The organism is Streptomyces sp. NPDC026417, assembly GCF_055567695.1.
On record NZ_JBVHPY010000016.1, the window covers coordinates 79863 to 104988 of the forward strand.

The window sequence follows — 25126 nt, forward strand, 5'->3', positions numbered from 1 at the left end:
GGCCGGGCGGTCCGCCGTCAGCCGACCCAGCCGTCCTGGTACGCGTCCCAGTCCTCCTCGCGGGCCGCGAAGTCCACGTACAGCGCCACGCCGAAGCGGGTGCGGGTGCGGTCCGTGCGGGAGAGGCCCACGCGGGTGCCGCGGACCGCGGCGGCGACCGTCTCGGCGGACTCGTGGTGGCTCCAGTCGTCCTCGTGGAAGAAGGGCAGCCCCATCAGCAGGTCCGTCGACTCCGGGGTGACCTCCAGGGCGAGTGAGGTCTGCTGGGCGACATGGCCGCCGAAGAGGCTCTCCAGCGGCAGCGCGGTGTCGTACGCCATGAGGGCGATCTGGTCGACCCGGCGGGCGACCTGCCCGAAGTACTTCTGGGACCACCATTTGGGGTGACCCGTGAGCGCACCCCGGACGGAGTTGGCCGCCGGGAGCGGGTCGATCTGGTGGGCCGCGACGGACAGCGGCACACCCCGGGCCCGGGTGACGCGGTGCAGGTCGTCGAGGAGGGAGAGGTAGTCCCGGTCGCCCGAGTGCAGGGGCTCCAGGTCGAAGTGGGCACCGTCGAATCCCGCCGCGAGGATCTGCCGGGTGGAACGGACCACGGCCTCGCGGGTCGCCCCGCGCTCCAGCCTCATCCCGTGCGGCCCCTCACTCGCGAGCGCGTCGCCGAGCCAGGCCTGGACGCGGACCCCGGGCAGTTCGCGGTGTACGGCCGCGATCAGCCAACCGGCCCTCGGATACGCCGACTCGGGCAGCGTCCCGTCGTGCTCCAGCGGTCCGGCGTGCACGTACAGGTCGTGGATCCCGGTCCTGCGCAGCCGCTCGGCGAGGTCCTCGACGTCGGCGTCCCGTTTCCGCCCGTCGACCCAGGCGTGCCCCAGCCACAGGGCGTCCCGGTTGCGGGTCTGGGTGCCGGGGGCCGGGTCCCCGGCGTAGTTGGCGCGCAGGGCGACACCGGCCGCGAGGACCGGGAGCACCAGCACGATCACCAGCGCGAGCGCGATGCGTCGGGGCCACCTCAGGGACGGGTGCCGCCACAGGTCCCTCGCCCGCCGCCCCCGGCCGGCCCCGGTCCGGGCCCGCCCGCCGCCCCCGGGGGTGGCCCGGGCCGCACCGGCCCGCCCCGGACTCGCGCCCTCTCCGCCCCCGGCGGTGTCCGCGGGCTCGGCATCCGCTCCGGACGCCTTCGGTTCCCCGGCGTCCGCTGCGACGTCCGGCTCGCCCACGTCCGCAGGCTCGACCGAGTCCCCGGCGTCCGCAGGCCGGCAGGCCCCGGACCCGTTCGCCTCCCCGGCCCCCCGGCCGGACTTCTCGTTCCCCGTGTCCATCCCCCGCACCCCTCCCGTGTCCCCCCGGATCCTCCGTACCTTAGGGGGTGTCCCGTCGGCGGCCCGCTCGCCTCCTCGCGCAGGGGGCCATACGCTCCCAAAGGTGACGTCACTCCTGAGCCGGAGCCGGGCGCGGGCGGGACACGCCCTCGCGGGGGGCCTGCTGACGGTGGGCTGGCTGCTCCCTCCGGGCGCGGCGGCGAGCACCCACGGCCTCGCGGCCGGGACGAGCGCGGTAGCCCCTCCGGGCGCGCGGCCCACCCCCGCGGCGGCGGCCCCGGACGGTGACCGGGCCGACGCGGACGGCACGTCCACCGGCGAACTCGTGCCGCCCCTGGTCACCGTGACCGTCACGGGGGCCCTCGCGGCTTACGGCTTCCTGCGCCGCAGACGCCGCGCGCGTACGCGGACGACGCCCGGCGGCGCACCCGGCCGGAACGGGCCGGCCGGGTGAGGGTCAGAACAGACTGAGCAGGGCCTCGGCCGGGTCCGCGAGGCCGGTCTCCCCGTCGGGGAGCGGGAGTTCGAACCAGACGGTCTTGCCGCGGGGGGTGCGCCGCGACCCCCAGGCGGCGGAGAGCAGCCCCACGAGCTGGAGGCCGCGCCCGCCCTCGTCGGTGTCGCGCGCGCGGCGCCGCCGCGGCTGGACGAGTCCGGCGTCCCAGACCTCGCACACCAGCGTCCTGTCGAGCAGCAGCCGCAGCCGGATCTCGCCCTCGCCGTAGCGCAGGGCGTTCGTCACCAGTTCGCTGACCAGCAGCTCGGCGGTGTCGACCAGGGGTTCCAGGTCCCACGACAGCAGCTGGCCGCGCGCGTACTCACGGGCCCGGCCCACGCTGCGCGGCTCGCGCGGCAGCGTCCAGTCGCCGACCGAATCGGCCGGCAGCCCCTGGACCCGGGCCATCAGCAGCGCGATGTCGTCCTCGCCGTGATGCGTGTCGAGGGTGCTCAGGACGTGGTCGCAGACGTCCTCCAGGGGCCGGGTGGGATCGGTGAGGGCACCGACGAAGGCCTGCAGCCCCTCGTCGAGCGGGTGGTCGCGCGATTCGACCAGTCCATCCGTGTAGAGCGCGAGCAGAGCTCCCTCCGGCAGCTCCACCTCGACCTCCTCGAACGGCTCGCCGCCGACCCCGAGGGGCATGCCGGGCGGCACGTCCAGCATCAGCGCGGTCTCGCCGGGCTCGACCAGCACCGGCGGCAGATGGCCCGCGTTGGCGAAGGTGCACCGCCGGGTGACGGAGTCGTAGACCGCGTACACGCAGGTGGCGAGGTACACCTCGGAGAGGTCGGCGTCGCGGGGCTGGCGGGCGGTGCGGGTGGCCTGCTGGACGCCGCCGGGGGTGCCGAGCCCGCGGGCGATCTCGTCCAACGCGGAGAGCACCTCGGCGGGTTCGAGATCCAGAAGGGCCAACGTCCTGACGGCGGTACGGAGTTCACCCATCGCGACGGCGGCGCGCAGACCGCGTCCCATCACGTCGCCGACGACCAGGGCCGTGCGGTGGCCGGGGAGTTCGATGACGTCGAACCAGTCGCCGCCGACCTCGGTGGCCGCGTTGCCCGGCAGGTAGCGGCAGGCGATGTCCAGGCCGGAGGCCTCGGGGTCGCCCGGTGGCAGCAGGGAGCGTTGCAGGATCAGCGCCCGCTCGTGCTCACGGCGGTACAGGCGGGCGTTGTCGATGCAGACGGCGGCGCGTGCGGCCAGCTCGACGGCGAGGGCGCGGTCGCGTTCGCCGAACGGTTCGCTGCCCTTCGTGCGGGAGAACTGGGCCAGGCCCACGACGGTGTCGTGCGCGACCATCGGCACGGCCAGCGTGGACTGTATGGGGCCGCCCTCGTCCGCCGGGATGTACTGCGGCCGGGCGGTGCGCAGGGCGTCCGCGCAGGGGGAGTTGAAGGGGAAGTGGTGGACGGCCCCCACGGCGACGGGTGACGGGCCGCCGCCGAAGGGGGCGTCCGAGACGGCGCTGGAGAAGGCGACGCGGCGCAGCTCGGCGCTGCCGTCGGCGAGGCCCGGCGGGGTCTCGTCACCCGCCAGGAGCCCCTGGTAGAGGTCGACGGTCGCAAGGTCGCAGAAGCCGGGGACGACGACGTCGAGGAGCTCGCGGGCGGTGGTCTCCAGGTCGAGGGAGTTGCCGATGCGGGCCCCCGCCTCGTTCAGGAGGGCCAGGTTGCGGCGGGCCGCGGCGGCCTCGCGGGCGGCGGCGCGGCGCCGGGTGATGTCGGTTCCCAGCCAGGCGATGCCGATGGGGCGACCGGTGCCGCTGTGCACGCGGTAGAGGTTGACCGACCAGTGGCGGCGCTCGTCGGAGTCGGGCACCTGGCCCGTGACGTGCATGTCGGTGATGGAGTTGCCGGTCTCCAGGACGCGGCGCAGCGTCGCGGCGACGCGCTCCGCCTCCGAGCGCGGCAGATAGTCGTGCACGGTACGGCCGCGGTGGTCGTCGACGGTGCCGCCGAAGACCGAGGCGAACCGCTCGTTGGCGCGGCGGATCCGCAGGTCGCCGTCGATCAGCAGGAAACCGAAGGGAGATTGACCGAAAATCGCCTGCGAGGCGGCGAGGTCCGTCTCGATGCGGCGCAGGGTGCGCACGTCCACGACGATGCAGACGGCGGCGCGCTCGCCGTGCTCGGTCGTGGTGGGCATGACGTAGACCTCGGCCAGTCCCTCCGTGGGCCCGCCGTCCTCGGCCGGGGCCGGCAGCCGGAAGGGCACGACGCCGGTCCACTCCCGGCCGTCGAGGATCTCCGCCATCTTGCGGTGGCCGCGCGCACGCTGGTCGGAGGCGACGAACGCCTCGATGGGGTCCATGCCGACGGCCTGCTCCGCGGCGATCCCGAAGAGGTGCTCGGCACGCAGGCTCCACTGGTCGACGAGCCCGTCGGGGCCGATGGAGAAGGACGCGACCTTGATGTAGTCGTAGATCGAGCCGGGCGGGCTGCTCTGCCACATCGTGTCGCCCACGCCCTCGGCGTCGCCCACCGCCCCGCCGGGCCCCGGCGTGACCTCGCCCGTGGCGTCGGCCCTGGCGCGGCCCGACGGGTCCTCGGACCCCGTGGCCTTCGCTGGTATCTCGCTCACGCGAACCGTCCCCTCCAGCTCACCGCGTCCGGCACCGGTCACCGGGGGCGGCTGCCCGCAGTATCCAGCACTACGGCCCCGCACAACACGGTGTTCACGATCACAGCACGGTCCCGATGGTTTTTGGACCGGCCGCCTCATACTTCCAGTCTTCTAACCAGGTGAGGCCCAGTCGAACCAAAGACTCCCGCCCGTACCGCTGGCCGGATCTTTTCGACTGCGCCGCACGCCACCGCCCCGTCGGGCAGCGTGCCCCCGCCGGGTGCCCGCGCACCGGCACCCCATGCACCCGGCAGGGGCGCCCTCGCGTTGCTCACCCGGGGACCGCCAGTTCGAACCACACCGTCTTGCCGGCGTCCGCGGGGCGCATCCCCCAGCGGCGCGAGGATCCGGCCACGAGCTGGAGGCCGCGCCCGCCCTCGTCGTCGGGGTGGGCCGCCCGCTCCCGGGGCAGGTCGGGCAGCGGGTCGGAGACCTCGACGAGCAGGGCGTCCGGCAGCGCGGCGGGGCGCACCAGCCGTACGCCGATGGGCCCGGTGGCGTGCCGCAGGGAGTTGGTGACCAGTTCGCTGACCAGCAGGGCGGTGATGTCGCCGAGGGAGTCGAGGTCCCAGATGTTCAGCTGGCCGCGGACGAGAGCGCGAGCGGTGCGGACGGCGCCCGCCTCCGCGGGAAACGTCCACTCGGCGCATTCGCCGTCGGTGTGGAGCACGCCGATCACTTCCCAGACCAGGAGCCCACCGATGTCCGGTTTCGTGGGGTTAATGGGCACATACCCGATATCCGGGACGCCTTACCGCCTTCGTCGGAGCACTGTGGCACGAACGGCGTACGCAGGCGCCGCGGCCGGTGCCCCCGTGCGCCCCGCGTCGGCGGGACCGCAGGCGCCCCACTCGCCCGGGAGACCGGACGGCTCACGCGCCCGGAAGGCGGGCTCGCCCCCCGGCCGTGCGGCGGCACGCGCAGGTCAGGAGGGCGGGGACAACGGTGTCAGGAGTGTGCCGCCCACTGCGGGAGGGTGGCCCGGACGGCGGGGACGTCCTGGTCGAGCCAGGCCACGTCCGCGATCTCCTCCGGCGTCAGCCAGCGCAGTTCGTCGTGGTCCTGAAGGGGTTTCGGTGCGGCCGAGTGGGGGAGCAGATGCGCGGTCCACACGCGCAGGACGTACCCGGGCTTCAAGGGCCACTCCCCCGGGACCCGGCTCACCGGCTCCGCCTCGATACCCAGTTCCTCGCGCAGTTCGCGCACGAGAGCCGCTTCGGGAGCCTCGTCCGGCTCGACCTTCCCGCCGGGCAGCTCCCAGCGGCCGGCCAGTTCGGGAGGGGCGCTGCGGCGCGCGGCGAGCAGACGACCACCGCTCAGCAGGGCGGCCGCGACGACCACGATCCGTTCGGTCATGCGCCGGAGCCTACGGGAGCGGCGCGGGGCTCGCGGAACGGCGGCTCACCGGGTTCCGTTCTGCCCGATCCGCTCGACCCAGTAGAGCTGTTTGTGGCCGCGGCCGTCGAGGCTGTCGGCGATCTTCTGGGCCTCGGCACGGGTCGCGTACCGGCCGACACGGTAGCGATTGCCGTTGTCGTCCTGCCGTATGACGAGCCAGGGGAGAGTGATCGTGCCGTCGTTCATCGCGCCCCTCCACTTCCCGTCCCCGGCCTGGGCCGCGCCCCGCTCGGTAAGGAAACCGCAATCCGCATATGCCCGAGCCTACGCCTAACCTTCACGCAGCGAATACGGGTTTTCACAAGGAGGTACGCAACAAGCCATGCCCGAGGGGGCGCACGCCGTCGTATGCGCCGTCGGCCGCCGGTCGGGCATCCGTCGAGCAGCGCACGAGCAGGACGGAGGACCGGCCGGACTCGGCGCGCGAGAAAGGCCAGATTGCAACTGCGTTGAGAATGGGCCCAGTTGACGGCCACCGCACCCGTCACACGCCTCCCGCCCGTCGGCCCGGCAGAGCCGCCACCGCACGGCACGAGCGGCGCCGAGCCTCTCCGCAGGCGGCCGGAGCGGGAGGGCGCCGCCCCAACTGAGCCCCCGGGGCGGCTACTTCACCGGCAGGTGGTACGCCACCCGGTAGCGGTCCGCCGGCACGACCACGTCGGCCGTCTCGACCGGACGCCCCGACGCGTAGTACGTCCGCTGGACGACCAGGACGACATGACCGGGGACGCCGCCGAGCGCGAGAAGCTCCTCCGCGAGGCCGGGGCGCGCTCCGACCTCCTCCGTCACGTTGTCCACGATCACGTCGATGGCGGCCATGCGCTCCACGACGCCCATGCCGCCGAGCGGCCCCTCCTCCGGGAGCATGACCGGCGTACGGCCCGTGACGGCGAGCGGCTCCCACGAGGTGGAGAGCATCATCACCTCGCCCGCGTCCCGGAAGACGTACTTGGTGCACATCACGCGGTCGCCGGGCTTGACGGCGAGCCGCTCCGCGATCGCGACGCTCGCCTCCACCTGCTCGCTGTGCGACTCCCAGGTACCGCGCGCGGAGGACTCCGCCTGCTCCTGGCGGAAGGGGGTGGCGCCGCTGTCCGGGCGGTACCCGGAGCGGGCGACGCGGCGGGGCACGGGGCGCTCCCTGACATAGGTCCCGGAACCGGAGCGGCCCTCGACCAGCCCCTCGGCCATCAGCACCTTCCGCGCCTCCAGGGCGACGGTGTCCGACACCCCGTACTCCTCGCGGATCCTCGCCTGGGAGGGGAGACGGGTGTGCGGGGGAAGTGAACCGTCGACGATCTTCTTGCGGAGATCACCTGCGACGCGCAGGTACGCCGGCTGCTCACCGAATGTCACAGGCCGCTCCCATCAGGTTGTACAGACAGCAACAGCCTGGCAACCGTGGGTTCTCTCGTGCAAGCAAAGGCCAGAGAATCACTCGATGTGATGACAAGGGCCCGCCGAGGGCTTTACGCAGGCACTTTCTCCCCGCTATAGCGGCCGTCACACCTCAGCGCCGGCGCCGCCCCCGCCGTCACCCCCGCCGTCGCCCTCGTCCTCGTATGCCGGGGGCGTGGTGTCCAGGCCCAGAGCCTTGCGTGCCGTGACCGTCCGGTGGCCGTCGACGAGCTCCCAGCCCTTCTCGTAGTGCGTGTAGTAGGCATCCGCGTCCGTCGCGTCCGCGGCCCTCGCCCACTCCTTCCGCCCTGCGTCGATGTTCTTCACCAGCGCGTCGACGGCCGGCGCCGCGCCGGGCCCGAAGTCGTGGGCGCGGAGCAGGGCGGCCTGCTCGGTGAGCGCCCCGGCCATCCTGGTCGCCCACTTCCGGTGCCCGGGGAGGTCGTCCTCGACGTACTCCTCCTCGGGCGCCGAGTCCATCGCGGTGTTGATGACGCGCGCGGCCTCCAGGTAGGCGAGCTGGTCCGCGTCGAGCGTCGTCGCGTCGTTGCGGAGGGACCCCGTCAGGCTGCCCTTCACGTCCGTGTTCCCGAACATGCAGGTGATCTCGCGGTCGCCCAGGTTCCAGCTCTGCCGGGTCGGTGTGAAGTAGTAGACGTCGACGTTGTCGGGGACGGCCCAGGCGTCCATGGCGTAGCGGTCCTGCAGGGCGTAGCACCTCGTGTCGGCGGTGTCGGCGACCCGGTCGTCACCGGGGTAGGCGCCCGCCGCCATCGAGAAGTTCGCGAAGACCTCGGCATCGTGCTCACCCGCGCACGGCACCCGGTCGACGTCGTACGCGTAGCCTTCGAGGGAACCGCCCGGCGTGTCGAAGCACTCGCCCTTGTCGACGGAGAAGGTGACGTCGGACGCGTCGGACGCCGCCTCCCGGAAGCCGTCCCAGAAGTCGCCGGCGCCGCCGGTGACGGCCCCGAGCACCAGCAGTACCACGCCGATCGAGGACATGACGATGCCGCCCACCGCCATGCCCCGCCCCCGCTCGCCGCGCCGCCGGATCTGACGGAGCGCGATGATCCCGAGGACGATCCCCACGGCGGGCAGGAAGCAGAGGATGCCCAGCACGAGGGCGACGATCGCGAGTCCGTTCACGGGAGCCGGCCGGTTGTACGGGGAGTAGCCCTGACCCCACGTCCGATAGGGCTGCTGCGGGTCGAAGGCCGGCGGGTAGGGAGCCTGCGGGTGAGGAGCCTGCGGGTACGACGGCGGGTAGGGGCCCTGGGGCTGCTCGGGCCCCGGCGGCGGGGGTATGGCCACGTCTGCCTTGCTCCTCGTGCGGGGTGTGCGGAACGACCGCGCGTCTGTCGTACGGCTGCGCGAATGGTAAGCGGGGCACGAGGGGCGGCGGTACGCGCGTCCCGAACGCGACGATCCGGACGCCCGGCTGCCGGGGGCGAGGGTGTGGCGCGCGGACCGCACATGCCTCGTCCCCGCGGCCGGGCGGGCCGGGGGCCCGGAGCCGTACCGCGAGGACGGGGACTTCACTGGCGGGTCATCAGAACTGGAGCGCCCAGGCGTCGATCTTCCCGGTGTCCTGTGCCGCGTTGTCGCTCACGCGCAGCTTCCACGTGCCGTTGGCCGCCTCGGAGGAGGCGTTCACCGAGTACGTGGTGTTGATGTTGTCCGAACTGCCGCCGGTCCCGTACCCCTTGAGCGTGTACGCCGAGCCGTCCGGGGCGATCAGCTGGACCTGGAGGTCGCCGATGTACGTGTGCACGATGTGCACCTCGACCGAGAGCGCGGCGGGCGCATTGCCGGTGACACCGCTGACGGTGACCGGCGACTCGACCGTGGCGTTGTCGGCGATCGCGTAGTCACCGGTGTTCTCGAAGCGCGGTCCGGGCGGGGTCGTCGTGCCGCCGCCGACGTTCAGGAGACGGTTGGGCGAGCCGGTGCCCGGGCTGGTGACGACGCCCGTGGAGGCCGCGGCGACCAGCCCCGAGGCGACCTGGGCCGGGGTGGAGCCGGGGTGGTCGGCCAGATACAGCGCCGCGGCGCCCGTGACGTGCGGCGTGGCCATCGACGTGCCGGAGATGGTGTTCGTCGCCGTGTCGCCGGTGTTCCACGAGGAGGTGATCGAGGAGCCCGGCGCGAAGATGTCCAGCGCGGAACCGTAGTTGGAGAAGCTGGAGCGGGCGTCGGAGGACGTGGTCGAACCGACGGTGATGGCCTCGGCGACCCGGGCCGGCGAGTAGTTGGAGGCGTTCGCGTTGTCGTTGCCCGCGGCCACGGCGAAGGTGACGCCGGAGGCGATGGCGTTGCGCACGGCCGTGTCGAGGGCGCTGTCCGCGCCGCCGCCGAGCGACATGTTGGCGACCGACGGGCCGCTGTGGTTCCGCGCCACCCAGTCGATGCCCGCGACGACCTGGGCGGTCGTCCCGGAGCCGGCGTTGTTGAGCACCCGGACGCCGACGATCTTCGCCTTCTTGGCGACGCCGTAGGCGGTGCCGGCCACCGTGCCGGCGACATGCGTGCCGTGCCCGTTGCCGTCCTGGGCGGTGTTGTCGTTGTCGACGGCGTCGTAGCCGTAGGAGGCGCGGCCGCCGAAGTCGCTGTGCGTGATGCGTACGCCGGTGTCGATGATGTAGGCGGTCACGCCTTGGCCCGCGCTGTCCGGGTAGGTGTACTTGCTGTCGAGCGGCAGGGCCTTCTGGTCGATGCGGTCCAGACCCCAGGAGGGCGGGTTGGTCTGGGTCGCGTTGATGTGGAAGGTGCGGTTCTGGACCACGGACGCGACAGCCGGGTCGGCGGCGAATCGTTTCGCCTCGGCGGGGGTGGCCTCGACCTCGTAACCGTTCAGGGCCATGCGGTACGTGCGCTCGATCTCGGCGCCGTACGTCCTGGCCAGGGCCTTGCCCCGCGCCGAGGTCGACTTCGCGGCCTGCGGGTCCAGGGTCACGATGTAGCTGTTCGCGACCGCGTCGGCGTCCCCGGCGTACTGGACGCTGCCCTCACGGGCGGGGGCCGCGTTCGCGGGGAGTGCCGAGACGATGCCGAGTACGAGGGCCGCGGCTGCCGCGCCGGCCAGTCTTCGGCGGGTGTGACGCATCACTGCCATCTGAGGGATCCTCCTCGATCGGTGGTGCGCTGGTGGGGGTCGTGCACGAACCGAAACGACAGGGGCATGTCAATCTGGTCGCGCTTCCCTGTGCGTCAGCCGAAAGATTGAGGCTTCCACAGGAATTGCACAAGGGTCCTGCACGGCCGTAACGCGAGTGCCATATGCCCGTCATGACAGACCGTCACCAACCGCCCGATCTAACCTGCGTTCATGACACCCTTGCCGGATTGTTTCTGCCCCACGGACGGCACCCGGGTCCCCGCCGGCTCGCTCGCCTGGTGCTGCCCGACCTGCGGCGGTCCGCTGGATCTGGACTTCTCCCCGACGCCCGCGACCCTCAAGTCCCTGACCGGACGCGTGAACTCGCTGTGGCGGTACGCCGAGTGCCTGCCACTGGCCGGCCCCACGGTCAGCCTCGGTGAGGGCCGCACCCCGCTGGTGCCGCTGCGCGACGGCATCTCGGCCAAGCTCGACTTCCTGATGCCGACCCTGTCGTTCAAGGACCGCGGTGCGGTGCTGCTGGCCGAGCTCGCGCTGCGGCTGGGGCCCCGGCAGGTCCTCGCCGACAGCAGCGGCAACGCGGGCACCGCGATCGCCGCGTACTGCGCGCGGGCCGCGCTGCCCTGCACGGTGTACGTCCCCGCCGCCACCTCGCCGAAGAAGCTGGAGCAGATCGAGGCGCACGGGGCGCGGCTGCACGTGGTGGACGGCGACCGGGAGGCCACGGCCGCCGCTGCCCGGCGGGCCGCGGACGAGCCGGAGACGTTCTACGCCTCCCACGTCTTCAACCCGTACTTCCTGCACGGCACCAAGACCTACGTCCACGAGCTGTGGGAGGCCCTCGACGGGCGGCTCCCGGACGTCCTCGTCGTCCCCGTCGGCAACGGCACGCTGCTCCTCGGGGCGGCCCTCGCCGTCGCCGAGCTGCACGCCGCCGGGTTCATCGACCGGCGGCCCGCCCTGTACGCGGTCCAGGCGGCCGCGGTGGCGCCGCTCGCCCACGCCTGGGCCGAGGGCGCGGACGACCTGGTCGGCGTCACGGCCGCGGCGCCCACCTTCGCGGAGGGCATCGCGATCCCCCGGCCGCCCCGGGCCCGCCAGATCCTGCGCGCGGTACGGGAGTCGGGCGGCACGTTCCTCACGGTGACGGAGGACCAGATCCGGCACGCGCAGATGGATCTGGCGTCGCAGGGGCTCTACGTGGAGTCGACCGGGGCCGCCTGCTGGGCGGCGGTGCGCGAGGCCCGGCTCGGGGAGCGCACGGCGGTCGTCCCGCTGTGCGGGGCGGGGGCGAAAACGGGACTGGCGGTGCCGTAGCGGGGGAAATCCCCAGGCGGACACGTCCTAGGGGCGTTCCCTTTCGAGGAGGTCGACGCACCGGCCCAGCAGGCCCGTCAGGGCCGTGCGCTCCTCGTCCGTGAACTCCGCGGCGAGCGCCCGCTCGACCCGTACCGCCCGGGCGTCCGCGTCGGACAGGACGGCCCGGCCCGCGTCGGTGAGGCGCGTCTCCAGCACGTTCCGGTGCCACGCGTGCGGCGTGCGCTCGATGAAGCCCTGGTCCTGAAGGTTCTTCAGGACCGTGTTCATCGTGGGCGGCGTGACGCCGCACAGCCGGGCCAGCGCGGCGGCGGAGATACCGGCGTTCGCGCTGAGGTGGAGCAGTGCCCCGTACTGCGCGACCGTGAGGCCGGCCGGCTTGAGCACGGCGGTCTTCGTCGCGTTGAGAGCCTGCTCGGCCCGCTTGATGTGGGAGCCGAGGCGCTCGGCCGCGGGCATGGACGTCATCCGCGCATGATATCGGCCATCCGACGATAAGCACTCTCTCGCACATTAGTGCCTTGACGAGCATTAGAGCCCTAACTTACCTTCGCACTCGACCACTGCTTTCCGACGCCGACCGAGAGGCACCGTCGTGTCCCGTTCGATCCAGCGCCGCACGTTCTTGACCGCCGCCGCCCTGACCGCCGCGGCGACCGCGGTCACCGCTCCGCCCCCCGCGACCGCCGCGCCCCGCGTCCCCACGGCGCGTGTCACCACCGCCCACGAGCTGCCGGGCGACCGCGTCTACCCCGAGGGCATCGCCGCGGACCCGCGCACGGGCGACCTGTACGTGGGCTCGTACAGCACCGGCGCGGTCTACCGCGCCACACCCGGCCGCCGTACCGCCGAGGTCTTCCTGCCCGCGGGCGCGGACGGGCGTACCACCGCCAACGGACTGAAGGCCGACCGCGCCGGCCGCCTCTGGGTGACCGACTCGACGGCCGGAGTGGACGTCTACGACCTGCGCACCCGCGACCTGCTGGCCCGCTTCGACGTGCCCGGCGACGGCGCACGCTTCGTCAACGACCTGGCGATCACGCCGGACGGCAGCGCCTACCTGACGGACAGCGTGCGGGAGGTGATCTACCGTGTGACGCCGGCGCAGCTGGCCCGGGCGACCGCGCGCGGCGGCCGTGCGACGCTCACCGTCGCGTACGACCTCGGCGGCGTCATCGCCCCGCATCCGCCCGGCACCTTCACCCTGAACGGCATCGTCGCCACCGGCCGCCACCTCTTCACCGTCGACATGACCGGGGGTGCCCTGCACCGTGTGGATCTCGCCACCGGCCGCCTCGGCACCGTCGCGCTGACCGGCGGCGACCTGGTGAACGGGGACGGGCTCGAACTGGTCGGCGGGACCCTGTGGGCCGCCCACAACACGACCGACACGATCACCCGCTGGCGCCTCTCCCGCGACGGCACCTCGGCCCGCCTGGAGCGCAGCGTCACCGACAGGGCGCTGCAGATCCCGACGACGCTCGTGCGGCACGGCGGGCGCACGCTCGTCGTCCGTTCACAGTTCGACAAGGGCGGGCCGATGGGGCCGGGGACACCCGAGACACCGTTCACCGTGGCATGGGTGCACGGAATCTGACGTTACGTCAGGAATGTGCCTCGGTGGCCAGCCGCTGCTGCTCCTCCTCCACGAGGCGCCGGGCGAGCCCTCCGTCCGAGACGTCGACCGCGTCGGGGGTCGCCTCCGCCACGTCGCTGCGGCGCGCGTAGGCGTCGAACAGCCGGTCCTTGTTCCTCAGGATCTCCAGCAGCCGTTCGTCCACGCTGTCCGCGGCGAGCAGGCGGTGCACCTGGACCGTGCGGACCTGGCCCATGCGATGGGCGCGGGCCACGGCCTGGTGTTCCAGGGTCGGCTTGACCTGCGGCTCGCAGAGGATCACCACGGACGCCGCCTGGAGGTTGAGCCCGACACCGCCCGCCTCGATCTGGCACAGCAGCACCGCGTGCCCGTCCGCCGCCGCGAACTCGTCCACCAGACGCTGGCGGCGGGCGGCCGGCACCGACCCGGAGATCGGCCCGAACGCGCTGTCGCCCAAAGCCGTGTGGACCGTCCCGAGCACGTCCCGGAAGTACGAGAAGACGACCACCTTCAGCCCGTTCGCCGCCGCCTCCGTCACCAGCTCGCGGAGCCGCTGCAGCTTGGCGGACTTCTCCGCGTCGGCGTACGCGGCCCGCCGCATCGCCATGAAGTTCCCGGCCTCGACGGCTCGGCGGTAGGCGTCCCGGTCCGCCGCGCCGAATTCCTCCCACTCGTCGACCTCGACGAGTGCGGGCAGTTCGGTGAGGACGTCCTGCTGGTTGCGGCGGAGGTAGGCGGGGGCGACCGACCTGCGGAACGCGTGCGGGCCCGCGACAGCTTCGCTGCCGTGGATGCGGGGGACCAGCTCCGGACGGAGGTGGCGGACCAGGCTGCGGAACTCCCCCACCCGGTTCTCCATCGGCGTACCCGTGAGGAACAGGACACGGTCGCAGTGCGCGGTCCAGGCGGCGACGGCCTTGGAGCGGCGGGTCTCCGGGTTCTTCACGTAGTGCGCCTCGTCGACGACGAGCAGGCCGGGCCTCGCTCCGGACGCCCCTGCCCCGTCCGCCTGCGCGGCCCCGCCGGGCGCCGCGCCCGATCGCCACCGCCCGGACGGCGTGCGTGTCCGGTCCGGCCCGGTCCCGCCGGACGTCCCGGTGCGCCGGGCCCCGCCGGAGGTGCGCGGCGGAGGCGGCCCTTCGGGGGTTCCGGTCGGCCGCGACGCGCGCAGTGACCTGCGCGACCGGGCGGCGCCCACCCCCGCGGCCCTCGCGGGCACCGGCTCGGCGGCGGGTCCCGGCAGGGTGTGCAGGACGTCGAAGGTGGTGACCGCGACACCGCCGCGCTCGGACCACTCCGCGTACGCGTCCCGCCGGTCGGGGCCGTGCACCGGAACGGCCCGCAGGGTGCTGCGCGCGCCGATCTCCCTCGTCCAGTTGATCAGCACGCTGGCCGGGCACACGACCAGGAAGTGGGTGTGCCCCTCCGCCGCGAGGTGGGCCAGCGCCGCGATCGCCTGGACCGTCTTGCCGAGCCCCATCTCGTCGCCGAGCACGACCCGGCGCTGGGCCAGGGCGAAGCGGGCGCCGAAGGACTGGTAGCCGCGCAGGGACACCCGCAGGTGGGTGTCGTCCAGCGGTTGCGCGTGCACCCGCTCGGCGACCTCCGACGGCAGGAAGCCCTCGGCGGCCTCGACGTCGGGCGCCTGGTCCGACACCTCGGCGAGCTTGCTGTAGTAGTCCGCGGAACGCAGCTCGAAGTCGACCCAGGCCTCGATGTCGGAGGCCGGTTCGCGCAGCAGGTCCGTCGAGGCCTGGGCGAGCAGCAGCCGCAGGCCCCGCTCGCGGGCGTCGGCCGTGAGCCGGCGGATTTCGGTGACGGCCGCGAGCGCGTGCTCGCGGCCGTGGCGCCCGGCGAGCGCCATGCGCAGCCGCCCGGCGGCCGGGCGGGCCGCCGGCAGCAGCGCCCCGAGCCGCTCGTCCAGCCGTCCGGCGGCGTCCACGGCCCGCCGCAGCTCCGGCCCCGCCTCGACGAGTCTGCGCAGGGCGACGACGAGGGCGGTGGTCCGCGGTTCGGGGCGGTCCACGTCGATGCGTACGGAGACGGTCTCCTCGACCGCCCGGGCGATCTGCCGGGCGGCGGCGAGTGCCTGGTCGGCCGTCTGTGCGCCCACGCCGGGGATCTGCCGCAGCTCGAAGCGGCTCGCCTCGTGCACGGCCCGCACCGAAGCGAGCCCGGCCGACTCGATCGCGCCGAGCCGCAGCCGCCCCTCGGTGACGTCCTTCAGCCGGGACACCGGAATGGACTCCAGCTCCGCGGCGACCAGACCGGCCCGGAGCGGCGCCAGGGCCGACCGTACGGCTTCCAGCGCGCGGGCGTGGTCGGCGAGGACGGTGCGCGCGGCGTCGTGCAGCCGGCCGCCCGCGTCGATCAGCTCCCGCGCCCGGCGTCCCACGGGCGGTTCCTCCCGCCCCGGCCGCGGCACCCCGGCCTCCGGCCCCCGCGTGCCGCGCACCGCGGAGTCCGCCACCCCGTCGACACCCGCCATGACGCCCCTCTGGTCCAGTCCGCGTGCGCTGTCCACCCCGCCCCGCGCAGTCTTCCACGGGGCACCGACAGCGGGGGCGGGGTCGGAACCCGCGCCGGGTGCCGTGGCGTGGCCTGCGCCGGGGGACATCGGGGCGGTCCGTGCCCGTAGCCGGGGGGCTCGGGGCGGGGACGGCCGGGCCGTGGCGGTGTGCGTCCCGGGGCCCTCCGGGGCAGAAACGGCGGAGAGCGCTGAGTGGCGGCGTGGGCCGGGGCGCCGTGTCGGCGGTCGGTGACCTGACCGGGGCTCACACGGACCCCGGCAGGACACGCGCCGGGCCGGGACACCCGACGAACCCGAGCCCGGACCGGGGGCGAGTCCGCGAGGCCGACCCGAGCCCGAACCACGACGGCCCACGAACCCGGCGGGAGCCCGGACCCGGACCAGGACGGCAGGGAGCCCGGGCGGGGCCGGGGACTGGTGCTCAGGCGTCGAAGGCCGTGGCGCGCGCGGCCTTCTCCCAGGCGGCGACGTCCTCGCGGACCTCGTCGAGGTGGCCGAGAACCGCCGTGACGCCGTCCTCGCCGAGCGGCAGCCGCAGCGGGGTGCGCTCGGCGTCGAGCGCGGCCAGGATGACGGCCGCCGCCTTGGCGGGATCCCCCGGCTGGGTGCCGTCACCGCCCTCGACCATCCGGCGGGTGGCGCCCACCGTCGCGTCGTACGGCCCGAGTTCGGGACTGGCCGTGGCCCGGCCGGCACCGAAGAGCCCGGTGCGGAAGGCGCCCGGCTCGACGATCAGCACCTTGATCCCGAACTCCTTCACCTCGTCGGCGAGCGCCTCCGACATCCCTTCCAGCGCGAACTTCGTCCCGCTGTACGCCGAGAAGCCCGCGAAGGACATCTGCCCGCCGACGCTGCTCAGCTGCACGACGGCGCCGGAACGGCGGGCCCGCATGTGCGGCAGTGCGGCCCGCACGAGCGCCGCGGGGCCGAAGACGTGCACGTCGAAGAGCAAGCGCAGGTCGTCGTCGCCGGTCTCCTCGAAGGCCCCGACGTGCGTCCGGCCCGCGTTGTTGACCAGTACGTCGATCCGTCCGTGCCGTTCCACCACGCCGGCCACCGCTGCCGCGCACGCCTGCACGTCGGTGACGTCCAGCGGCACGGCCTCCACCCTGCCGGGACGGGCGGCGACGAGGTCGTCCAGCGCCTCCACCCGCCGTGCGGCCCCGACGACCACGTCCCCCGCGTCGAGGGCCGCCTCGGCGATCGCCTTCCCGAACCCGCTGCCGGCACCGGTGATCAGCCACACCCTGCTCATGGATCCCCCTCGTCGGCGCGGCCGTGACCCTCACGTGCGCCGGGGACACGGTGCACATGACCTTGGAAGGCGTCCACCGCGACCGTCACGATCCAGCCGCGGCGACGTGCCGCGGCGGGGACGCGCGAGCACCCACCGCCCCCGTGCGGCCCGGGACACGCGATGGGCCGGGCTCCCCCGGAGCCCGGCCCATCGACGACCACCCGACCGGGATCGGGTTCATCCAGCACCTCCAGCACCACGGGAGAATGGTGTACACATGGCACACTCGGTACGCTTGAGCGCATGACGCAGCCGCTGCCCATCGAGTCCATCCGCGACGTGCGCGCCCACCTGGCGGAAGTCGTGGAGCGCGCCGACCGCGACGATGTACCCACAGTCATCACCCGCCGAGGCAAGGAAGTCGCAGCCGTCGTCTCCATCGAGGTGCTGCGCAAGTACCAGGAATGGGAAGAGCGCGAGATCAACCGGATCATCGATGAGCGCATGGCCAACCCGGCTCCCGGCATCCCGATCGAGGACATCATGAGGGAGACGCTGGCGCGCGGTGAGTGAGTACCGAACCGTCTTCCGCCCCGAGGCGCAGGCCGAGCTTCGGAAGATCCCTCGCGACATGGCACTGCGCATCCTGGCCAAGCTGACCGAGTTGGAGGCCGACCCCCTCGGCTTCAACACCATCGCACTCGTGTCCCAGCCCGAGCGACGCCGTCTGCGCGTCGGCGACTACCGCGTCGCCTACACGATCGACAACGGGGAGCTCCTGGTGTGGGTCGTACACGTCGGGCATCGTTCCACCGTTTACGACACCTGACGCCGGCCGATCCGGCGTCAGAATATCCAGCACCCATCCAGCACGGTGACGGCGAAGGGGCCGACTCCCGGAGGAGCCGACCCCTTCCCACCTGCACGCTTGACGGGTCACTTAGCGTGCAGTAACGGAGCGGTTACACGTTGAAGCGGAACTCCACCACGTCGCCGTCCTGCATGACGTAGTCCTTGCCTTCCATACGGGCCTTGCCCTTGGCGCGGGCCTCGGCGACCGAGCCGGTCTCGACGAGGTCCTCGAAGGAGATGACCTCCGCCTTGATGAAGCCCTTCTGGAAGTCCGTGTGGATGACTCCGGCGGCCTCGGGGGCGGTGGCGCCCTTCTTGATGGTCCAGGCGCGGGACTCCTTGGGGCCTGCCGTCAGGTAGGTCTGCAGGCCGAGGGTCGCGAAGCCGACGCGGGCCAGGGTGGTGAGACCCGGCTCCTCGGCGCCGACGGACTGGAGGAGCTCCATGGCGTCCTCCTCGTCGAGCTCGGCGAGGTCCTGCTCCAGCTTGGCGTTCAGGAAGATCGCCTCGGCCGGGGCGACCAGCGCGCGCTGCTCGTCCTTGAAGGCGTCGTCCGTCAGCTCGTCCTCGTCGACGTTGAAGACGTAGAGGAACGGCTTGGTGGTCAGCAGGTGCAGGTCGTGCAGGAGCTCCTCGTTGCCGGAGCCCTGGACGATGCCCGCGGAGAAGAGCGTGTCGCCCCGCTCCAGGATCTCCTTGGCCTCCTCGACCGCCTTGACCTTCGGCGCGATGTCCTTCTTGATGCGCGACTCCTTCTGGAGGCGCGGCAGGACCTTCTCGATCGTCTGGAGGTCCGCGAGGATCAGCTCGGTGTTGATCGTCTCGATGTCGTCCTTCGGCGAGACCTTGCCGTCGACATGGACGACGTTCTCGTCCTTGAAGGCGCGGATGACCTGGCAGATCGCGTCGGACTCGCGGATGTTCGCGAGGAACTTGTTGCCCAGGCCCTCGCCCTCCGAGGCACCCTTCACGATGCCCGCGATGTCGACGAAGTCGACGGTCGCCGGCAGGACGCGCTGCGACTGGAAGATTTCGGCCAGCTTCGTCAGACGGGGGTCGGGGACGCCGACGACACCCACGTTGGGCTCGATCGTGGCGAACGGGTAGTTGGCCGCCAGCACGTCGTTCTTGGTCAGGGCGTTGAACAGGGTCGACTTGCCGACATTGGGCAGACCGACGATTCCGATCGTGAGCGACACGTTGCGACTTCCCGTACGTGAGGATGGGCGGCAGGGCCTGCGTGGTGAGCGGGCCGATCCACCAGTCTACGGCGTGCGGGGCCTCGCACCGGCGACGTATCGAACGCATGGCCAAGGTCCGTCCCTCGGCGTGTCCCAGGGGTCATTCGGCACATAAAACGACCTAAGTTGGTCCGGTGGAGCAACACAGGACGCGCCCCCCGCAGCCCAGACCCCGACGCGGCACGCCCCTGCCCCCACAGACGGGGCGGGGTGGCTCGGCCGCGGGCCGGCCCGGCCGGGCCCCGTCCGCGAGACGGGGCGGCCCCGCCGTACCGCGCGGTGCCGCCGCCGCTCCCCGGCCCGGGAACGGTGTCCAGCGGGGCACCCCCGGCGCCCGGCGACCGGTGTCACCGCTGGTGCAGGCGGTACGGCGGATGCCGAACCCGCGTCTCACGGGACTCGGCAGCGGACTGTTCTGCGGCGCGCTGATGTTCGCGCTCGCCTGCCTCGACCAGCTGCTGTTCGGCGCGTCCCTCACGGTGTACGGCGTGCTGTTCCTGCCCGTCTGCGCGGTGACCGCGGTGTGGGTGCGCCGGGGTGACCTCGTCACCGCGCCGGTCGTCGTGCCGATCGCGTTCGCCTTCGGCCTGCTGCCCGTCGCCGACGGGGGCGGAGGCTTCGGCGGCCACGTGATGGGGCTCGTCACCGCGCTCGCCACGCAGGCGGGCTGGCTGTACGGCGGGACGCTGGTCGCGGGGCTCATCGCGTCCGTGCGCAAGGTGCGCCAGATGACCCGCCGGGCGGCGGCTCAGCGCCGCGCGCAGCCCGTGCGAGTCACGGCACCGCCGCGCCGCCGCCCCACCGCCTGACCCGAGCGGGGTCCGGGGCGCCGGCCCCCGGCGTACGGCCTCCGCGACCGGACGGTCCCGGGTACCAGGCCGGGACCGAGGCGAAAATCAGCCCCTCCGGCGTCGGCACCCCGACGGAGACGCAGCCTCCGCGAACGCCCGGCCCCGGGTGGTCGCACCCTCGGTGAGACGGCGTTCGCGCAGGACGCTCGCGACGGGGCTCCGTCGGACCTGCGGGCACCGCGCCGGACGGGGCGTCCGTTTTCAGGGGCGCTTCCGGCGGCTCGGCGGGGACACCGGCGCGCGGGAGCCGGGCCGGGTGGGCGCCACCGTCGGTCGGCCGGTCCCCCGCGCCGCGGGTGAACCTACGCGTGCTTCGCCGCTCGCATCGCCGCGCCCACGATGCCCGCGTTGTTCTGCAGGGCGGCCGGGAGCATCTCCGCCTGGATGTCCTCGATCAGCGGCAGGAACTTGTGCGCCTTGCGGCTGACGCCGCCGCCGATGATGAAGAGGTCGGGCGAGAAGAGCATCTCGACGTGGGCCAGGTACTTCTGGACGCGGGACGCCCAGTGCTCCCAGCTGAGGTCGTGATCCTCCTTGGCCTTGGTGGAGGCACGCTTCTCCGCGTCGTGGCCGTGCAGCTCCAAATGGCCCAGCTCCGTGTTCGGCACCAGGGCGCCGTCGACGAAGAGGGCGCTGCCGATGCCCGTGCCGAAGGTGAGCATGATGACCGTGCCCCGCCGGTCGCGGCCCTGGCCGAAGCGCATCTCCGCCACGCCCGCCGCGTCCGCGTCGTTCAGCACCGTCACCGGGAGGCCGCCCAGCCGGTCGCTCAGCAGGGCGCGCGCGTCCGTGTCGATCCAGCGCTTGTCCACGTTGGCGGCCGTACGGATCGTGGAGCCGCCGGTGACCACGCCGGGGAAGGTGATGCCGACGGGGCCGGTCCACCCGAAGTGGTCCACGACCTCCTTGACCCCGTCCGCCACCGCGTCGGGCGTGGCCGGCTGCGGGGTCAGCACCTTGTGACGCTCTTGGGCCAGCTCGCCCTGGTCCAGGTCCACCGGGGCGCCCTTGATTCCGGACCCGCCGATGTCCACACCGAAGATCTGCATGGCTCTACGTTACGTCGTACGACTGACCGTCACTCCTCGGCCCCGGCCTCCCGGGGACCGTCACGGACGCGCCGTGCGCTCCGCGACCAGGGCCGCCGCCTCCGCGCGCAGGTCGCGGCGCAGCTCCTTCGGCAGCGAGAAGGTGATGGACTCCTCGGCGGCCTTGACGATCTCCACGTCCTCGAAACCGTGACCGGTGAGACGCTCCAGCACCTGCTCGACCAGCACCTCCGGAACGGAGGCACCCGAGGTGACGCCGACGGTCGTGACGCCGTCCAGCCACGCGTCGTCGATCTCGTCGGCGAAGTCCACCAGGTACGCCTCACGGGCGCCCGCGAGCTTGGCGACCTCGACGAGCCGCTTGGAGTTGGAGGAGTTGCGGGAACCGACCACGATCACCAGCTCGGCCTCGGCGCCCATCTGCTTCACGGCGAGCTGACGGTTCTGCGTGGCGTAGCAGATGTCGTCGCTGGGCGGGGAGATGAGCTGCGGGAACTTCTCCTTCAGCGCGTCGACCGTCTCCATGGTCTCGTCGACCGACAGGGTGGTCTGGGAGAGCCAGACGACCTTGGAGGGGTCGCGGACCTCGACCTTGGCGACGTCGCCGGGGCCGTCGACGAGGGTGATGTGGTCGGGCGCCTCGCCGGAGGTGCCGATGACCTCCTCGTGCCCCTCGTGCCCGATCAGCAGGATGTCGAAGTCGTCGTTGGCGAACCGGACGGCTTCCTTGTGGACCTTGGTGACCAGGGGGCACGTCGCGTCGATGGTGGCGAGCTTGCCCTGCGCCGCCTCGTCGTGGACGACCGGGGCGACTCCGTGCGCCGAGAACATGACGATCGATCCTTCGGGGACCTCCGCCGTCTGCTCGACGAAGATGGCGCCCTTCTTCTCCAGGGTCTGCACCACGTACTTGTTGTGGACGATCTCGTGACGGACGTAGATGGGGGCCCCGTACTGCTCCAGGGCCTTCTCGACGGCGATCACGGCGCGGTCCACACCCGCGCAGTAGCCACGGGGGGCGGCGAGCAGAACACGGCGGCCAGGCGAAGCAGTCATGGAAACCATCGTAAGGCCGCGCCCGGCGGGTCGAAGATCACCTCCGCGGAGAGACTCGGGAGGATCGGGAGGGGTGGGGCCAGGAGCGACGCTCGGGAGGTACGGATGTCCGACACCCAGACCACGGCCGGCGCGGCGGGTGACGCCGGCGCGGAAGGCGGCCTGCGGCGCAGTCTGGGCGTCCGGGACCTGGTGGTCTACGGACTGCTGTTCATCGCCCCGATGGCGCCCGTCGGTGTCTTCGGCACCCTGGACGCCAAGTCGCACGGCGCGGTCGCGCTCGTCTACGTCGTCGCCACGGTCGCGATGGCGTTCACCGCATTCAGCTACGCCCAGATGGTGCGGGTGGTCCCCCAGGCGGGGTCGGTGTTCGCCTACGCGCGCGCGGGGCTCGGCAGCGGGGCCGGGTTCATCGCCGGGTGGATGGCGATGCTGGACTATCTGCTGATCCCGGCGGTGGCGTACCTCTTCTCGGGGATCGCGATGAACGCGCTGGTTCCCGAGGTCTCCCGGTGGGTGTGGACCGCGCTCGCGGTGGTCGTCACGACGCTGCTGAACCTGTGGGGGGTGCGGACGGCGGCCCGGGTCGGCTTCCTGGTCCTGCTGATGGAGATCGTGGTGCTCGTCGTCTTCGTCGTGTCCGCGGTCGTCGTCCTCGCGCGCGACGGGGCCGAGCGGGGCTGGCTGTCCCCGCTGTCCGGCGATGGTTCGCAGGGGGCGTTCGCGCTGTCCGCGGTCATCGGGGCGGTCTCGGTCGCCGTCCTGTCGTATCTGGGCTTCGACGCGATCGCGTCCTTCGCGGAGGAGGCCACCGGGGGCTCGCACCAGGTCGCGAGGGCGCTGCTGTTCTGTCTCGCGCTCGCGGGTGTGCTCTTCGTGGCGCAGACCTACCTGGTGGCGCTCCTCGAACCGGTGTCGTCCGCGGAGCTGGCTGCCGATCCGGGGCGGCAGGGGTCCGCCTTCTACGACGCCGTGGACGCCTCCGTGGGCGACTGGCTGCACAACCTCGTCGCGGTGAGCAAGGCGATCGGGGCGGCGTTCGCGGCGTTGGCCGGGCAGGCGGCGGCCGGGCGGCTGCTGTTCGCGATGTCGCGCGACCGGCGGTTGCCGCGGGCGCTGTCGAAGACCGACTCCGGGGTGCCGCGGGCCGCGCTGCTGTGCGCAGCGCTCATCACGCTGGTCGCCGCGGTGTGGGCGGCGCGGCGCGACGACGGTCTCGATCACCTGGTGTCGGTGGTGGACGTCGGGGCGCTGACCGCGTTCACACTGCTGCACGCGAGCGTGGTGGGCTGGTTCGCCCTGCGGGGCAGCGGGCCGGTCATCTGGTGGCGGCACGTGCTGATGCCCGCCGTCGGCGCCGCGATCACCGTCGCGGTGATCGTGGAGGCGTCGCGGACGGCGCAGGTGGTGGGGGCGGTCTGGCTGGTGATCGGGCTGGGGGTGCTGCTGGGGCAGCGGGGGCGGGCGGTTCCGTCCGACGGGTGAGGCGGGCGGGCCGGGGCGGTCGGAGCGGTCCGGGGTTTGCGGTGTCCGCTTCCAGGGGCGCCTGATCTCCGGTGGGTGGGGCGGGGTCGGGCCGGTACATCCGCCCGTCGCATGCCGGGCGGCACCCCCCGTTGAGCAGGCTCCGAGAGATGCCCGCCCGACCTGCAACAGGCATCTGATGTACCGGCCCGACCCCTCCCGCCGGACGGCGGCCGCGGGCGCCGACACCGGCAGGGCCCGGACAGGTGGACGGGAGCGTGCCGGAGGGCGGCTGCGGGTGTGGGGGCGGGTTGAGGGCTGGGCGGGGTTGTCATCGGTGGCCGTTACGCTCGGGCGCATGGCTCTGAACACGTCCGCGGATGCCCCGCTGCCCGTCGGCGAGGTGTCGCGGCTCATCGGGGGATGGATCGACCGGCTCGGCGCGGTGTGGGTCGAGGGGCAGATCACCCAGTTGTCGCGGCGGCCGGGCGCGGGTGTCGTCTTCCTGACGTTGCGCGACCCGTCGCACGACATCTCGGTGGGTGTCACCTGCTACCGCCAGGTGTTCGACTCCGTGGCGGACGTCGTGAGCGAGGGCGCACGCGTGGTCGTCCTCGCGAAGCCCGAGTGGTACGCGCCGCGGGGCCAGTTGTCGCTGCGGGCCACCGAGATCAAACCGGTGGGGGTCGGCGAGCTGCTCGCCCGGCTGGAGCAGCTCAAGAAGTCCCTGGCGGCCGAGGGGCTGTTCGCGGCGGGGCGCAAGAAGGCCCTGCCGTTCCTGCCCCAGCTGATCGGGCTGGTGTGCGGGCGGGCCTCGGCGGCCGAACGGGACGTCCTGGAGAACGCCCGGCACCGCTGGCCCGCCGTCCGCTTCGAGGTGCGCAACGTGCCGGTGCAGGGGGTGCACGCGGTGCCGCAGGTCGTCCAGGCCGTGAAGGAGCTGGACGCGCTGGACGACGTGGACGTGATCATCGTGGCGCGGGGCGGCGGCAGCGTGGAGGACCTGCTGCCCTTCTCCGACGAGCAGCTCGTGCGGACGGTGGCGTCCTGCCGTACGCCGGTCGTGTCCGCCATCGGGCACGAACCCGACACCCCGCTGCTGGACTACGTGGCGGACCTGCGGGCCTCCACGCCGACCGACGCGGCGAAGAAGGTCGTGCCGGACGTCGGCGAGGAGTACGAGCGCGTGCAGTTCCTGCGCGACCGGGCGCGGCGGGCCGTCCAGTCCCTCCTCGACCGCGAGGAGCGGGGTCTGGCGCACGCGCTGGCCCGGCCCTCGATAGAGGATCCGCACCGGATGGTCGACGAGCGGGCGGACCAGGTCGCGTCGCTGCTGGACCGCGGGCGGCGCTGCCTCGGGCACCAGCTCGACCGCGCCTCCTCGGAGCTGACGCACACGCACGCACGCGTGGTGGCGCTCTCCCCCGCCGCCACCCTCAAGCGCGGGTACGCGGTGCTGCAGAAGCCGGACGGCCACGTGGTCCGCGCGCCGGACGAGGTCGCCGCGGACGAGCCGCTGCGGGCGCGCGTCGCCGAGGGTGAATTCACGGTACGAGTCGATGCATAGGGTGGGCG

General features: G+C 73.0%; 22 protein-coding genes. 8 read left to right on the top strand and 14 right to left on the bottom strand.

Annotated elements, in window-relative coordinates; all coding sequences use genetic code 11:
- Nucleotides 1-17: 17 nt before the first annotated feature.
- A complete protein-coding gene (locus ACZ4NT_RS24435) occupies nucleotides 18-1322 on the bottom strand; it encodes a glycoside hydrolase family 18 protein (RefSeq protein WP_467727582.1) in 1305 nt (434 codons plus the stop codon).
- Nucleotides 1323-1425: 103 nt separating this feature from the next.
- Here ACZ4NT_RS24435 and ACZ4NT_RS24440 point away from each other — a divergent pair, with 103 nt between their 5' ends.
- A complete protein-coding gene (locus tag ACZ4NT_RS24440; RefSeq protein ID WP_147464389.1) occupies nucleotides 1426-1776 on the top strand; it encodes a hypothetical protein in 351 nt (116 codons plus the stop codon).
- Between the two features lie 3 nt (nucleotides 1777-1779).
- On the opposite strand, the gene ACZ4NT_RS24445 is transcribed toward ACZ4NT_RS24440, so the two are convergent.
- The 7 genes from ACZ4NT_RS24445 to ACZ4NT_RS24475 form a co-directional block, all read right to left on the bottom strand.
- Nucleotides 1780-4401, bottom strand: a complete 2622-nt coding sequence (locus ACZ4NT_RS24445) for a SpoIIE family protein phosphatase (protein WP_121405777.1) — start codon at nucleotides 4399-4401, stop codon at nucleotides 1780-1782.
- Nucleotides 4402-4714: 313 nt separating this feature from the next.
- A complete protein-coding gene (locus tag ACZ4NT_RS24450; RefSeq protein ID WP_183116993.1) occupies nucleotides 4715-5173 on the bottom strand; it encodes an ATP-binding protein in 459 nt (152 codons plus the stop codon).
- A gap of 218 nt (nucleotides 5174-5391) precedes the next feature.
- Nucleotides 5392-5799 (bottom strand): (deoxy)nucleoside triphosphate pyrophosphohydrolase, encoded by a 408-nt coding sequence (locus ACZ4NT_RS24455; protein ID WP_121405776.1) that lies wholly within the window; start codon nucleotides 5797-5799, stop codon nucleotides 5392-5394.
- Nucleotides 5800-5844: 45 nt separating this feature from the next.
- Nucleotides 5845-6027, bottom strand: a complete 183-nt coding sequence (locus ACZ4NT_RS24460) for an SPOR domain-containing protein (RefSeq protein WP_121405775.1) — start codon at nucleotides 6025-6027, stop codon at nucleotides 5845-5847.
- Nucleotides 6028-6444: 417 nt separating this feature from the next.
- Entirely contained in the window at nucleotides 6445-7197 is a 753-nt protein-coding gene (locus ACZ4NT_RS24465; protein ID WP_121405774.1) for a GntR family transcriptional regulator, read from the bottom strand.
- Nucleotides 7198-7344: 147 nt separating this feature from the next.
- Nucleotides 7345-8553, bottom strand: coding sequence for a DUF4190 domain-containing protein (locus ACZ4NT_RS24470; protein WP_467727586.1), 1209 nt, complete (start codon nucleotides 8551-8553; stop codon nucleotides 7345-7347).
- A gap of 238 nt (nucleotides 8554-8791) precedes the next feature.
- Nucleotides 8792-10354, bottom strand: a complete 1563-nt coding sequence (locus ACZ4NT_RS24475; protein ID WP_121405772.1) for a S8 family peptidase — start codon at nucleotides 10352-10354, stop codon at nucleotides 8792-8794.
- A gap of 213 nt (nucleotides 10355-10567) precedes the next feature.
- On the opposite strand from ACZ4NT_RS24475, the gene ACZ4NT_RS24480 reads away from it, so the two are divergent.
- A complete protein-coding gene (locus ACZ4NT_RS24480; protein ID WP_467727589.1) occupies nucleotides 10568-11674 on the top strand; it encodes a pyridoxal-phosphate dependent enzyme in 1107 nt (368 codons plus the stop codon).
- 27 nt (nucleotides 11675-11701) lie between these two features.
- Here ACZ4NT_RS24480 and ACZ4NT_RS24485 read toward each other — a convergent pair whose 3' ends face one another.
- Nucleotides 11702-12142, bottom strand: coding sequence for a MarR family winged helix-turn-helix transcriptional regulator (locus tag ACZ4NT_RS24485; RefSeq protein WP_467727591.1), 441 nt, complete (start codon nucleotides 12140-12142; stop codon nucleotides 11702-11704).
- 127 nt (nucleotides 12143-12269) lie between these two features.
- Here ACZ4NT_RS24485 and ACZ4NT_RS24490 point away from each other — a divergent pair, with 127 nt between their 5' ends.
- Nucleotides 12270-13271 carry an SMP-30/gluconolactonase/LRE family protein gene (locus ACZ4NT_RS24490; RefSeq protein WP_467727592.1) on the top strand — a complete coding sequence of 334 codons (1002 nt, stop codon included), beginning with the start codon at nucleotides 12270-12272 and terminating at the stop codon, nucleotides 13269-13271.
- 7 nt (nucleotides 13272-13278) lie between these two features.
- Here the strand turns inward: ACZ4NT_RS24490 and ACZ4NT_RS24495 are convergent, their stop codons facing one another.
- Nucleotides 13279-15759: a DEAD/DEAH box helicase gene (locus ACZ4NT_RS24495; protein WP_467727593.1), complete on the bottom strand. Its 2481-nt coding sequence runs from the start codon at nucleotides 15757-15759 to the stop codon at nucleotides 13279-13281.
- Between the two features lie 463 nt (nucleotides 15760-16222).
- Entirely contained in the window at nucleotides 16223-17056 is an 834-nt protein-coding gene (locus ACZ4NT_RS24500) for an oxidoreductase (RefSeq protein ID WP_467727594.1), read from the bottom strand.
- A gap of 285 nt (nucleotides 17057-17341) precedes the next feature.
- On the opposite strand from ACZ4NT_RS24500, the gene ACZ4NT_RS24505 reads away from it, so the two are divergent.
- Together ACZ4NT_RS24505 and ACZ4NT_RS24510 are read left to right on the top strand one after the other, a co-directional pair.
- Nucleotides 17342-17611: a type II toxin-antitoxin system Phd/YefM family antitoxin gene (locus tag ACZ4NT_RS24505; RefSeq protein WP_019434848.1), complete on the top strand. Its 270-nt coding sequence runs from the start codon at nucleotides 17342-17344 to the stop codon at nucleotides 17609-17611.
- A complete protein-coding gene (locus ACZ4NT_RS24510; protein ID WP_121405769.1) occupies nucleotides 17604-17867 on the top strand; it encodes a type II toxin-antitoxin system RelE family toxin in 264 nt (87 codons plus the stop codon). Before ACZ4NT_RS24505 ends, ACZ4NT_RS24510 begins: the two co-directional genes overlap by 8 nt.
- A 133-nt stretch (nucleotides 17868-18000) precedes the next feature.
- On the opposite strand, the gene ychF is transcribed toward ACZ4NT_RS24510, so the two are convergent.
- Nucleotides 18001-19089 carry a redox-regulated ATPase YchF gene (gene ychF / locus ACZ4NT_RS24515; RefSeq protein WP_121405768.1) on the bottom strand — a complete coding sequence of 363 codons (1089 nt, stop codon included), beginning with the start codon at nucleotides 19087-19089 and terminating at the stop codon, nucleotides 18001-18003.
- A gap of 176 nt (nucleotides 19090-19265) precedes the next feature.
- Here ychF and ACZ4NT_RS24520 point away from each other — a divergent pair, with 176 nt between their 5' ends.
- Entirely contained in the window at nucleotides 19266-19940 is a 675-nt protein-coding gene (locus tag ACZ4NT_RS24520) for a DUF6542 domain-containing protein (protein WP_121405767.1), read from the top strand.
- 344 nt (nucleotides 19941-20284) lie between these two features.
- Here ACZ4NT_RS24520 and ppgK read toward each other — a convergent pair whose 3' ends face one another.
- Together ppgK and ACZ4NT_RS24530 are read right to left on the bottom strand one after the other, a co-directional pair.
- On the bottom strand, nucleotides 20285-21031 hold the full coding sequence (ppgK, locus tag ACZ4NT_RS24525; RefSeq protein ID WP_467727598.1) for a polyphosphate--glucose phosphotransferase: 747 nt from the start codon (nucleotides 21029-21031) through the stop codon (nucleotides 20285-20287).
- Nucleotides 21032-21091: 60 nt separating this feature from the next.
- Nucleotides 21092-22096: a 4-hydroxy-3-methylbut-2-enyl diphosphate reductase gene (locus tag ACZ4NT_RS24530; RefSeq protein ID WP_121405765.1), complete on the bottom strand. Its 1005-nt coding sequence runs from the start codon at nucleotides 22094-22096 to the stop codon at nucleotides 21092-21094.
- Nucleotides 22097-22192: 96 nt separating this feature from the next.
- Here ACZ4NT_RS24530 and ACZ4NT_RS24535 point away from each other — a divergent pair, with 96 nt between their 5' ends.
- Together ACZ4NT_RS24535 and xseA are read left to right on the top strand one after the other, a co-directional pair.
- Entirely contained in the window at nucleotides 22193-23572 is a 1380-nt protein-coding gene (locus ACZ4NT_RS24535; protein WP_467727600.1) for an APC family permease, read from the top strand.
- Between the two features lie 337 nt (nucleotides 23573-23909).
- Nucleotides 23910-25118, top strand: coding sequence for an exodeoxyribonuclease VII large subunit (gene xseA / locus ACZ4NT_RS24540; protein WP_121405763.1), 1209 nt, complete (start codon nucleotides 23910-23912; stop codon nucleotides 25116-25118).
- Nucleotides 25119-25126: the final 8 nt, after the last annotated feature.